Annotated in this window: 9 protein-coding genes and 1 pseudogene; 2 read left to right on the forward strand and 8 right to left on the reverse strand. The window is 69.7% G+C overall.

What is annotated here, in order from left to right; genetic code table 11:
- Nucleotide 1 precedes the first annotated feature (1 nt).
- From ACSQ2B_RS08185 to ACSQ2B_RS08195, 3 genes are all read right to left on the reverse strand, one after another.
- Nucleotides 2-910 carry a cell division protein FtsQ/DivIB gene (locus ACSQ2B_RS08185; protein WP_436048901.1) on the reverse strand — a complete coding sequence of 303 codons (909 nt, stop codon included), beginning with the start codon at nt 908-910 and terminating at the stop codon, nt 2-4.
- Nucleotides 834-1823, reverse strand: coding sequence for a D-alanine--D-alanine ligase (locus tag ACSQ2B_RS08190; RefSeq protein ID WP_436048902.1), 990 nt, complete (start codon nt 1821-1823; stop codon nt 834-836). The genes ACSQ2B_RS08185 and ACSQ2B_RS08190 overlap by 77 nt, the downstream gene beginning before the upstream one ends.
- Nucleotides 1824-2040: 217 nt before the next feature.
- Nucleotides 2041-3411: a M20/M25/M40 family metallo-hydrolase gene (locus ACSQ2B_RS08195; protein ID WP_436048903.1), complete on the reverse strand. Its 1371-nt coding sequence runs from the start codon at nt 3409-3411 to the stop codon at nt 2041-2043.
- 228 nt (nt 3412-3639) lie between these two features.
- Between ACSQ2B_RS08195 and ACSQ2B_RS08200 the strand changes: the two genes are divergently transcribed.
- Complete coding sequence (locus tag ACSQ2B_RS08200) at nt 3640-4935, forward strand: amidohydrolase family protein (RefSeq protein ID WP_436048904.1); 1296 nt, start codon at nt 3640-3642, stop codon at nt 4933-4935.
- A gap of 33 nt (nt 4936-4968) precedes the next feature.
- Here the strand turns inward: ACSQ2B_RS08200 and murB are convergent, their stop codons facing one another.
- On the reverse strand, nt 4969-5874 hold the full coding sequence (murB, locus tag ACSQ2B_RS08205; RefSeq protein WP_436048905.1) for a UDP-N-acetylmuramate dehydrogenase: 906 nt from the start codon (nt 5872-5874) through the stop codon (nt 4969-4971).
- Complete coding sequence (gene murC / locus ACSQ2B_RS08210) at nt 5871-7292, reverse strand: UDP-N-acetylmuramate--L-alanine ligase (RefSeq protein WP_436048906.1); 1422 nt, start codon at nt 7290-7292, stop codon at nt 5871-5873. The genes murB and murC overlap by 4 nt, the downstream gene beginning before the upstream one ends.
- Nucleotides 7293-7370: 78 nt before the next feature.
- Here murC and ACSQ2B_RS08215 point away from each other — a divergent pair.
- Nucleotides 7371-7466, forward strand: a pseudogene (locus ACSQ2B_RS08215) (hypothetical protein); the annotation flags it as partial.
- A gap of 10 nt (nt 7467-7476) precedes the next feature.
- Here ACSQ2B_RS08215 and murG read toward each other — a convergent pair.
- Genes murG through murD form a run of 3 tightly spaced genes read right to left on the reverse strand, consistent with a single transcriptional unit; the run spans nt 7477 to nt 11174 of the window.
- Nucleotides 7477-8574 (reverse strand): undecaprenyldiphospho-muramoylpentapeptide beta-N-acetylglucosaminyltransferase, encoded by a 1098-nt coding sequence (murG, locus tag ACSQ2B_RS08220; RefSeq protein WP_436048907.1) that lies wholly within the window; start codon nt 8572-8574, stop codon nt 7477-7479.
- Between the two features lie 15 nt (nt 8575-8589).
- The gene (gene ftsW, locus ACSQ2B_RS08225; protein ID WP_436048908.1) at nt 8590-9762 is read right to left on the reverse strand and encodes a putative lipid II flippase FtsW; all 1173 of its coding nucleotides are present in this window, start codon (nt 9760-9762) and stop codon (nt 8590-8592) included.
- Nucleotides 9759-11174 carry a UDP-N-acetylmuramoyl-L-alanine--D-glutamate ligase gene (murD, locus tag ACSQ2B_RS08230; RefSeq protein WP_436048910.1) on the reverse strand — a complete coding sequence of 472 codons (1416 nt, stop codon included), beginning with the start codon at nt 11172-11174 and terminating at the stop codon, nt 9759-9761. Before murD ends, ftsW begins: the two co-directional genes overlap by 4 nt.
- Nucleotides 11175-11187 lie beyond the last annotated feature (13 nt).

Here is an 11187-nt window from a genome sequence, read left to right on the forward strand (position 1 = left end):
CCTAGGCGCCGGCAGCCGCAGGGCGGCCGACAAGCTCGGTCTGGCGTGGCCGGACGGCCACCAATTCGGGATTGCGCAGGTCGATCCGGTCGAAGCCCAGCTCCAGGATGTGCGAGCGCTGGTCGAGCTGCTCGAGCTGCATCAGGGCCTGTTCCTCGCCGGTCGACGGCAGTTGGATCAGCGAGCCGTCCTTCAGCCGCAGGTCCCAGCGCCGGTCGTCCACCCGGACCAGGGCGTCGGCCAGCTGCAGCAGGCGCGGACGCTGGGCCAGCAGGGGCAGGATGCCGGGCGCCGCGGCGTCGGCCCCCTCGCCCACCACCAGCGGCAGGCCGGCGAAACGGCCGGGATCGGCTTCCGGGATGACCTCGCCGTGGTCGTCGATCACCGAGGTCTTGCCTTCGCGCTGCCAGACGGCGAGCTGACGGCGCTCCTCGACGGCCAGCACCAGGGTGTCGGGCAGCAGGCGCACGACGCGCACCTGCTTCACCCAGCCGACGCTCTCGACCTTCCGCCGCACGTCCTGGAGGTCCAGGCCGACCAGCGGCTGGTCGGCGTAGACGCCGGCGGCCTTGACGATGTCGGCGGTCGCCATCGGCGAGGCGCCTTCGACGTGCACCTTCTTCAGCCGGAAACCGGCCTGGGCCAACTTCACGTCGGCGGCGTGTTCGAAGGCCTGGACCAGGCGCTCGCCGCGCTGGCCGGTGGCCAGGGTGACGCCGAGCGCCAGCGCGACCACGGCGGCGGCGGCGAACAGAACCGTCTTGGGGGAGAGCCCCGGACCGGGCGGGCCGCCGCGTCCAGGGGCCTGCGCCGGCTTCGGAGAAGCGGGGCGCTTACCTCTCGGACTGGCGGGCGCCTTGGCCCGGGGATTCGCTTGAGCTCGCGATCCCCCCCGCACCGCCGCGGGCATAAGCGTCCTCCGTGATCCACAGCACCAGGTCGTCGAATCCCACGCCCTGCTTCGCCGCCTGCTCGGGTATGAGCGAAGTGGGAGTCATGCCGGGCTGGGTGTTGACCTCCAGAAGAACCAGAACGTCATTAATATCGTCATAACGAAGGTCCGATCGAGTCACGCCGCGGCAACCCAGGGCTGCGTGCGCCAGCTCGGCAAGTTTCAGAGACTTTTCCGTCACATGGGCCGGAAGATCAGCCGGGCAGACGTGCACTGAGCCGCCTTCGCCGTACTTGGCCTCGTAATCATAAAAGCCGGTCCGGGGTATGATTTCGGTAACCATCATGCCCTTGCCGTCCATCACGCCGGCCGCCAGCTCCTTGCCGCGGATGTAGGGCTCGACCATCACCTCCTCGCCGAAGGTCCAGGACGGGGCGACCACGTCCTGGGGCGGGCTGTTGGCCCCCTCCATGACCAGGAAGACCCCGACCGAGGACCCTTCGGCGTTGGGCTTCACCACATAGGGCGGCGGCAGCACGTGGTCGCGGGCCACGTCGAAGCGGTTGAACAACCCGCCGCCGGGGACCGTCACGCCCGCCGCGGCCAGCACCGCCTTGGCCTTGGCCTTGTCCATCGCCAGGGCCGAGGCCAGCACGCCGCAGTGGGTGTAGGGAACCCCCAGGGTCTCCAGCACCCCCTGGACGCAGCCGTCCTCGCCCCAGGCGCCGTGCAGGGCGTTGAAGCAGACGTCGGGCTTGAGGGCGGCCAGCACCTGGGCGAGGTCGCGGCCGGCGTCGACGCGGGAGACCTTGGCGCCCAGCCGCTCCAGGGCGTCGGCGCATTCCCGTCCGGAGACCAGGCTCACCTCCCGCTCGGAGGAAAGCCCGCCCAGAAGGACGGCGACGTGATGTCCGGCGAGGGGGGCGGCCATGGGCGACTCTCGAATAGCGATGGATGACTCCGCGGTGGCCCAGGCGCGGGCGGGGGTCAAGGGTGCAAGACGCCCCGGCCGAACGCCCTGGCTATCGCCTCGGATCAACTTTCAACAGTCATCCCGGCCGCAGCGAAGCGGAGAGCCGGGACCCAGGGCCGCCGCACTGCAGAACCCCCTGGGTCCCGGCTCGGCCTGGCGGCCTTCGACGCGTGCCTCAAGGCTTCGCCGCCCGGAAATCGATATCGCTGTTGGCCGTGAGGTAGAGGAAGCTCGCCCAGACGGCGACGTTCTGGGCCAGCTCGTCCGGCTTGATCTTGTCGAGGGTGTCGTCGGCCGAATGGTGCAGGTCGAAGTAGCGGTCGGCGTCCTGGCTGAACTGGACGAAGGGCGCGCCGGCTTTGATGGTCGCCGCGATGTCCGAGCCGCCGTACTTGGGCGGCTCGCGCAGCATCAGCACGCCCAGCGGCGAGACCGTGGCGGCGAAGACGCTCATCGCCGGATGGTCGAGGCTTCCCGCCGGCAAGGCGGCGCGCCAGATCCGCCCGGCGCCGAGGTCGCTCTCGCCGGCGACGACGATCCGGGCGATCTCGTCGGCATGCGCCTTGGCGTATTCATCACCGGAGCCGCCCTGCTCCTCCGAACCCCACATGACCACACGCAGGGTGCGCCTGGGCCGCTGCGCCTGGCCGGCGATCCTCGCCGCGGCGGTGGTGATGGCGATCCCCGCTCCGTCGTCGATGGCGCCCGTGCCCGGGTCCCAGGAGTCCAGGTGGCCGCCGACGACGATCACCTCCTCCGGCCTCTCGCGTCCGCGGATCTCGCCCACCACGTTCCAGGCCGGCGCGGCGGCGATGACGCTGGAGCTCATATCCAGCCGCACCGTCACCGGCTTGCCGCGCGCCGCCAGCCGCTCGAGCTGCTCGGCGTCGGGCGTCGCGAGCGCCGCGGCAGGGATGCCGGGCGCAGCGGTGGAGCCGGTGTGCGGCAGGCGGGTGTCCGCGGTTGAAATCGACCGCACCAGATAGCCCACCGCCCCGCGTTTGGCGGCCTCCAGCGGGCCCTGGGTCCGCTGCACGCCGATCAGGCCATAGCTCGAGGCGTCCTGGGTGCGCGGCGTGGCCTGGGTGACCACCGCGATCTTGCCCTTCAGGGCGCCTGGCGGCTGGTCGAGCATCGCCTGGTAGGTGCGAAAGAGCACGATCTCGGCGGTCAATCCGCCCTTCGGCGTCGGGGCTGAATTGCCGAGGCCGAGGATCTGCAGCCTCTGCGGCCAGGGACCGACCACCTCGGCCGACTCCTCGCCGCGGATCCAGGCCCGCGTGGTGAAGGACTCGACGTGGACGTTCTCGAAGCCCAGGGCGGCGAGCGTCGCCACACCCCAGTCGCGGGCCCGCGCCATCGCCGGCGTGCCCACCGGGCGAGCACCCACTTCGCTCGTCAGGCTCTCGACCACGCGCCAGGCCGTGGGATCCGACAGCGCCTTGTCGCGCACCGCCGCGGCCTCTGTCGCGAGGCTCTGGGCGGTCAGATCCTGGGCGTGTGCGGGGAGCGCCGCGGCGCAGGCGGCCGCGACGAGGAATCGCAAGAGCTGTCTCATGTTACATGACGTGCCGCCACCCCATGGCGGCGTCAAGCGCAGGTCGCCAGATTTGCCAACCAAGCGCTTGCTAGGTGATCGTGCCAGGCATAATGTGCCCGCTTCTGATGACGTCCGGGGCGGCGCCGGCGAACGCGGCGCCTGTTTCGGGCTACGTCGTCGTTATCGCTGTGGAATAGCCGCCGCATTCTGGCGAAAAAACATAGGGAGGCCATCATGGCCGACGATGGAAAGATGAGTTCGGTTGTAAAGGCGAGCGCGGACGACGCCCGCAGCTACTGGTTGGACGAAGGCCGCGCGCCCGGCGGCTATATCCGGGAAGTGGATTTCGTCTCGAACAGCCGCGGCGTCGACCCGCTGTTCGAAGGCATCAAGATCGTCGACTGCGACACCCATTTCACCGAGCCCAAGGATCTGTGGACGGCCAACGCCCCGGCAGGCCTCAAGGACAAGATGCCCCGCGTGGAGCGCATCGACGGCGCGGACCAGTGGTACGTCGGCGACAAGCATTTCGGTTCGATCGGCGGCAACGTCATCGCCAAGGACAAGAACAAGCTGCTCGGTCGGCTCGCCTTCCAGAACTACGACCAGATCGATCCGGGCTCCTATGAGGTCGCGCCACGCTTGGCGGCGATGGACGCCATGGGCGTGTGGGCGCAGATCTGCTTCCAGAACGGCGGCGTGACCCAGGCGGGGTCGCTGGTCGCGCTGAACGACGAGCCGCTCGCGATCAGTATCACGCAGATCTTCAACGACGCCTGCGCCGACCGGATGAAGGCGTCCGGCGGCCGCATCAACTGCATGGGAACCTTGCCCTACTGGGACAAGGACATCATGAACGCGGAAATGCGCCGGATCGTCGACCTGGGCGTGAAAGGCATTGTCCTGCCCGACCGGCCGGAGCGCCTATCCGAGGGATATATCGGTCCCGACGGCCAGGTGTCGCCCTTCTGGGAGGAAGTGTTCGACATCTGTAATTCGACGGGCATGCCGCTCAACTTCCACCTGAACGCCTCGCTCGACGCCAACTCGGCGATCTGGGACAATCTCGGCTTCGACCAACGCCTGCCCATTCACGCGCTGATCCACCACATGGGCTGCGCCGCCACCATGTCCAACTTCATGGTGTCCGGCATCCTCGACAAATATCCGAACCTCAAGATCGGCCTGATCGAGAGCGGCGCCGGCTGGGTCCCGTTCGTCCTCGAGGCGCTGGAGCATCAGCTCGACGAGTTCCGCACCGCCGAGAACCGCGGCCTCAAGATGCGTCCCAAGGAATATTTCGCGAAGCACTTCTGGGTCAGCTTCTGGTTCGAATCCTACGCGCCCAAGCACATGCTGGACGAGATCGGCATGGACCGGTTGCTGTTCGAAACCGACTACCCGCATCCGACCTCGCTCTATCCGGGCGTGCAGGACAAGCTGGTCGATGTGCTCGGCGGCTACGACTACAAGACGCGCAAGCGCATTCTCCAGGACAACGCGTTCGAGCTCTACAATCTGGAGTTCTAGACACGGGCGGCGTCGAAACCTATCCGGCGCCCCCTATCCCGGCCGGCCGATCCGCTTGATCTCCCAGTCGAGCTCGACGCCGAACCTGGCCTTCACGTCGGCGCGCACCGCCTCGCCCAGGCCCTCGAGGTCGGCGGCGGTGGCCTCGCCGGTGTTGATCAGGAAGTTGGCGTGCAAGGGCGAGAACATCGCCCCGCCGAACAGCTTGCCGCGCCAGCCGGCCTCATCGACCAGCTGCCAGGACGACCGTCCCGGCGGGTTCTTGAAGGTCGAGCCGCCGGTCTTTTCGCGGATCGGCTGGCTAGCCTCGCGCCGGGCGGTGATCTCGGCCATGCGCGCCTCGATCGCGTCAGGCGCGTCGGGCGTCCCCTCGAACAGGGCGCCGGTGAAGATCAGCGGCTCGGCCGCCGCGCGCGCGGACTTGCGGTAGCTGTAGCCGAGGTCGGCGTTGGACAGGGTGATCCGCTCGCCCGCCCGGGTGACCGCATAGGCCTCGACCAGCACGTCCTTGGTCTCGGCGCCGTAACAGCCGGCGTTCATCGTCAGCGCCCCGCCGATCGCGCCGGGCACGCCGCGGTAGAATTCCAGCCCGGCGATGCCGGCCTTGGCCGCTTCGCGCGCCAGGATGGCGTCCAGCACGGCGGCGCCGGCGTAGATCCGGTTCTCGCCCCGCGGCTCGACGGTCGCAAAGCCCTTGCCCAGCCGCACCACCACGCCGTCGACGCCGCCGTCGCGGACCAGGGTGTTGGAGCCGACGCCCAGCGGGGTCACCAGAACGACCGGGTCGAGGCGCTTCAGGAACTGGGCGAGATCGTCCTCGTCCTGGGGCAGGAAGACCACGTCCGCCGGCCCGCCGACGCGGAACCAGGTGAAGGGGCCGAGCGGCTCGTCGAACAGGATGCGGCCGCGGACGGGCGGCAGCTGGTCGCGCCAGCTCATTCGGCGGCCTGCCCGAGCGCCAGCAGCTCCTCCGGCAGGGCGTAGGCCCAGCTGGTGATGTCGCCCGCGCCCAGCAGCACCACCACGTCGCCCGAACGGGCCTCGTGGCGCACCAGGCGCGCCAGCTCCTGCGGGCCCTCCAGCGGCAGCACCCGACGGTGGCCGTAGCGGTGCAGCCCCTCCACCAGGGCGTTGCGGTCGAAGCCCGGCAGCGGCTGCTCGCCCGCAGCGTAGACATCGGCGACAATCACCGTGTCGGCGTCGTTGAAGCAGTGGCAGAAGTCGTCGAACAGGTCCCTCAGGCGCGAGTAGCGGTGCGGCTGGACCACCGCGATCACCTTGCCCTCGGTCACCGCCCGGGCGGCGGTGAGCACCGAGGCGATCTCCACCGGATGGTGGCCGTAGTCGTCGATCACCCGCACGCCGTCCGCCACGCCGGTGGTCGTGAACCTGCGGCGCACCCCGCCGAAGCCCGCCAGACCCTTGCGCAGGTCCTCGGCCGAGACCCCGAGCTCCCGGGCCACGGCGATGGCGGCGAGCGCGTTCATGACGTTGTGGTGACCGGCCATCGGCAGGTGCAGATCGTCGAGGCGTATGGTCTCGCCTTCTAGGGGCCGGATGACCACGTCGAAGCGGGCGCCGTCCGGGCCCATTCTGATTTTTTCGGCGCGGACCTCGGCCTGCGGATTGACGCCGTAGGCGATCAGCCGGCGGTTCTCCACCCGCGAGGCCATGGTCTGGACTTCCGGATGGTCGGTGCAGATCGCGGCGAAGCCGTAGAAGGGGATGTTCTCGACGAAGTCCCGGAAGGCCCGCTTGACGGCGTCGAAGTCGCCGTAGTGGTCGAGGTGCTCGGGGTCGATGTTGGTGACCACCGCCACGGTGGAGCGCAGCTTCAGGAAGGTGCCGTCGCTCTCGTCGGCCTCGACCACGATCCAGTCGCCGGCGCCGACCTTGGCGTTGGTGCCGTAGGCATTGATGATGCCGCCGTTGACCACCGTCGGATCCAGCCCGCCGGCGTCCAGCAGGCAGGCGATCATCGAGGTGGTGGTGGTCTTGCCGTGGGTGCCGCCCACCGCCACCGAGAACTGCAGCCTCATCAGCTCGGCCAGCATCTCGGCGCGGCGCACCAGCGGCAGGCGCTTGTCGCGCGCGGCGACCATCTCCGGATTGTCCGCCTTGATCGCCGTCGAATAGACGATGGCGTAGGCGCCTTCGACGTGGGCCGCGTCGTGGCCGATGAAGATCTTCGCGCCCAGCTTCTCCAGCCGCTCGGTGTTGGCGCTGGCCTTGCCGTCGGAGCCCTGCACCGAATAGCCGATGCGCAGCATGATCTCGGCGATGCCGCTCATGCCGATGCCGCCGATGCCGATGAAATGCACGGGACCGATGTCGAAGGGCACAGGGCGTCTGTTCATGAGGTCGGTGCTAGCATCTCGGCGGTTGGCGGAAAACTAACCCGTCGCCGCAGCCCCCTCAAAATCATCTACCCCCGTCATCCCGGCCGCAGCGAAGCGGAGAGCCGGGACCCAGGGGGTTCTGCAGTGCGGCGGCTCTGGGTCCCGGATCGGCCTGCGGCCGTCCGGGATGACGGCGGATCGTTCACGCGTCCCGGGCCGTCGCCTCCACGACGTCGGCCAGGCGTTCGGCGGCGTCGGGGATGGCGACCGACCGCGCGGCGGCGGCCATGCGCGCCAGCCGCGCCGGATTGTTCAAGAGCTTCTCCAGCGCCGCCGAAAGGCTGTCGACGGTGAGCTGGTGCTCGCGGGCGACCTCGGCGGCGCCGACCTCGGACAATAGGCGCGCATTCTGGCCCTGGTCGTCGTCGAGGGCGATGGCCAGCGGCACCAGGATCGAGGGGCGGCCGGCGACGGCGAATTCGCAGACCGTGCCGGCGCCGGAGCGGCCGATGACCAGGTGGGCGGCCTTCAGCCGGCTGGCCATGTCGCGGAAGAAGGGGGCGATCTCGGCTTCGACATTGGCGTCGCCATAGGAACGGCGCGCGACGTTCATCGATTCCGGCCGGGTCTGCTGGGCGACCACCAGCCGCTGACGCAGCGGCTCGGACAGCAGTTTGATCGCCTCAGGCACCAGTTCGGACAGCAGACGCGCGCCCTGGCTGCCGCCGGTGACCAGCAGGCGCACTTGGCCGTCGGCCTCGGGCGGGAGGTAGGGCTCATCGGCCAGGGCGCGGATCGGCGGGCGCACCGGATTGCCGACGACGATGGCGCGGGCGGCGACCTTGGGCGGCGCCTTCAAAAGGGTCGGAAACGCGCAGGCGACGGTCTTCACGTGCGGGGCCAGCATCCGGTTGGCCCGGCCCATGACCGCGTTCTGCTCGTGGATCACCGTGGGGCGGCGGTCGAGGATCGCGCCCACCAGGGCCGGCGCGGACGGATAGCCGCCGAAACCGACGACGACGCGGGGGCCATACTGCCGGTAGGCCTGGCGCGCCTGGGCCGCGCCGCGCAGCACCGCAAGGCCGGCCTTGGCCATGCCGACCGGATCGCCCGGCTTGTAGGTGGCGGCGGAGAGACCGATCCGGCGCTCGGCCGGGAAGTCCTGGGCCAGGCCTGCGACCCGTTCGTCGGAGGCCAGGATGATGGTCCAGCCACGGGCGATCAGCGCCTCGGCCAGGGCCTGGGCTGGGAAGAGATGTCCGCCGGTTCCCCCGGCGGCGACGACGGCGACTTTGCGCATCCCGACCGCGGCGCCTTAGGCGAACGCGCTGGTCTTGGCGAGACCTTCGCCAGGCGAGTAGGCGCCGGGGCGACGACGCGTGAGCGCCAGCGCCATGCCAAGCGTCAGGCCCATGGCCAGCATCGAGGAACCTCCATAGGAGATGAACGGCAGGGTCATGCCCTTGGTCGGGATCATGTTGAGGTTCACCGCCACATTGATGAAGGCCTGCTGGCCGACGAGCACGAAGAGCCCGGCCGCCGCCACCTGCTCGAAGGGGTCGTTGAGCTTCATGGCGCGGTAAAGGCCGCGGGTGACCAGCAGGGCGAACAGGCTGATCAGCAGCAGCGAGAAGACCAGGCCATACTCCTCCGCCCCCACCGAATAGATGAAGTCGGTGTGCAGGTCGGGAACGTGGCGCTTCATCACGCCTTCGCCGGGGCCGCGGCCGAGGAAGCCGCCGGCGCGGATCGCCTCGGAGGCGCGGTCGACCTGATGGGTGTCGGCCTTGTCCGGCGACAGGAAGCGGTTCACCCGGCTGGCGACGTGCGGGAACAGGAAATAGGTCGAGGACAGGCCGGCGACCGCAGTCCCGCCCAGCAGCATCACCCAGGAGATCGGCACCCCGGCCATCCAGAAGGCGGCCCCGAAGGCGATGGTGATCAGCACCGTCTGGCCGACGTCCGGCTGGATCAGCAAGAGCGCGATGGAGATGAAGTAGAGGCCGAAGGCGATGGAGACGCCAGGCACGCCCTGCCCCTTCTGGCCCTCGGAGAACATCCAGGCGATCAGGATCACCAGCGCCGGCTTCATGAATTCCGACGGCTGCAGGGTGAAGCCACCGAACTCCAGCCAGCGGGTCGCGCCCTTGGCGCTGTGGCCGAACAGCGGCAGGGCGACCATGATCAGGATCGCGCCGAGCCAGATGAAGAAGGCCGCGCGCCGGATGGTCTTCACCTCCAGCATCGAGGCGCCGAGCAGGATCACCGCCGCGACGACGCCGAAGACGCACTGGCGCACGGCGAAGTGGAACGGGTCGCCGATGTTCATCCGCATGGCGGCGGCCGGGCTCGAGGCGAAAGACAGGGCGACGCCGATGGCGATCAGCAGCGCCGCCACGCTCAGCATCCAGCGGTCCACCGTCCACCACCACATGCCCAGCGCGGAGCGGTCCGAGCGGGCGAAGGCGTGGGCCTGCGAGGGCGTCATGCCGCGCCTTTCGCTTCAGCCCCGCCGGCCAGGCGCTGCACGGCGGCGCGGAAAGCCTCGCCGCGGGCTTCGAAGTCTGCGAACTGGTCGAAGGAGGCGCAGGCCGGCGACAGCAGCACGATCGCGTCCTGGCCCGAGCCCTGCGCGTCGGCGTAGGCCTGCTCCACCGCCGCATCCATGGTCCCGCACTCGGTGGCCTCGGCCTTGCCCTTGAGGACCTGGGCGAAGGCCTGTGCGGCCTCGCCGATCAGATAGGCCTTCTCGATGCGGGGAAAGAGGTCCTGCAGGGCGTCGATGCCGCCGGTCTTCGGCTGGCCGCCGGCGATCCAGTGGAACTTCGGATAGCTCGACATCGCCTGGCGGGCGGCGTCGGTGTTGGTGGCCTTGGAGTCGTTGACGAACCGCACCTTGCCGAGCGTCGCCACAGTCTCCATCCGGTGCGCCAGGCCCGGGAAGCTCATCAGGTGCTCGGCGGCCTCGTCGACGGCGATGCCGATGCCCTTGGCGGCGGCGTAGGCGGCCGCCGCATTCTGCCAGTTGTGCCGGCCGGGCAGCGAGCGGGCGCGCTTCAGGTCGGCGACCTCGACCGCACGCTCGCCGGTCGCGTCATAGAGCAAGCCGTCCAGCGCATAGACGCCGCGGCCCATGGCCTTGGAGGCGGAGATCGGCACGATGGTGCGGCGGTTGGCGGCGGTGATCTCGGTGCAGATCCGCGCGCCCCACGGATCGTCGACGCCGATCACCGCAGTGTCGCCCTTGCCCTGGTTGGCGAGGATGCGCCGCTTGGCGGCGACATAGCCCTCCATCCCGCCATGGCGGTCGAGATGGTCGGGCGAGACGTTGAGGATGATGGAGACGTCGGGCTTCAGGCTGGAGGTCAGGTCCAGCTGGTAGGACGAGAGTTCCAGGACGTAGACGGCGCCCCCGTGCATGTCTTCCAGGCCCAGCACGCCGACGCCGATGTTGCCGCCGATGCGGGTGTCGCGGCCGGCCTGGGCGCAGATGTGGCCGATCAGGGCGGTGGTGGTCGACTTGCCGTTGGTGCCGGTGATGGCGACGATCTTCGGCCGCTTGTGCTCGGGCGCGGCGTTCACGGCGCGGGCGAAGAGCTCGACGTCGCCGAGGATCTCGACGCCGGCGGCGCGGGCGCGCTCCACCGTCCAATGCGGCGCGGGATGGGTCAGCGGCACGCCGGGCGACAGCATCAGGGCGGCGAACTGCGACCAGTCGGCCTTCGTCAGATCGGTCACGGCGAAGCCGGCCGCCTCGGCCGCCTTGCGGGCGGCGGGCTTCTCGTCCCACAGCGCCACCTGGGCGCCGCCGGCCTGCAGCGCGCGCGCAGCCGCCAGCCCCGTACGGGCCAGGCCGAATACGGCGACCGTCCTGCCTTCGAAGCCGCGGACCGGGATCATGATGACTTCGCCA

Origin of the sequence: Phenylobacterium sp. LjRoot225 (genome assembly GCF_964252855.1) — a bacterium.
In the GTDB taxonomy this organism is placed as follows: domain Bacteria; phylum Pseudomonadota; class Alphaproteobacteria; order Caulobacterales; family Caulobacteraceae; genus Phenylobacterium.

Coding starts and splice junctions, on each gene's coding strand:
- ACSQ2B_RS08185 (WP_436048901.1), bottom strand. CDS start 910: ATGCCCGCGGCGGTGCGGGGGGGATCGCGAGCTCAAGCGAATCCCCGG.
- murG (WP_436048907.1), bottom strand. CDS start 8,574: ATGCGCAAAGTCGCCGTCGTCGCCGCCGGGGGAACCGGCGGACATCTC.
- murB (WP_436048905.1), bottom strand. CDS start 5,874: ATGAGCTGGCGCGACCAGCTGCCGCCCGTCCGCGGCCGCATCCTGTTC.
- ACSQ2B_RS08190 (WP_436048902.1), bottom strand. CDS start 1,823: ATGGCCGCCCCCCTCGCCGGACATCACGTCGCCGTCCTTCTGGGCGGG.
- ftsW (WP_436048908.1), bottom strand. CDS start 9,762: ATGACGCCCTCGCAGGCCCACGCCTTCGCCCGCTCGGACCGCTCCGCG.
- murC (WP_436048906.1), bottom strand. CDS start 7,292: ATGAACAGACGCCCTGTGCCCTTCGACATCGGTCCCGTGCATTTCATC.
- ACSQ2B_RS08200 (WP_436048904.1), top strand. CDS start 3,640: ATGGCCGACGATGGAAAGATGAGTTCGGTTGTAAAGGCGAGCGCGGAC.
- murD (WP_436048910.1), bottom strand. CDS start 11,174: ATGATCCCGGTCCGCGGCTTCGAAGGCAGGACGGTCGCCGTATTCGGC.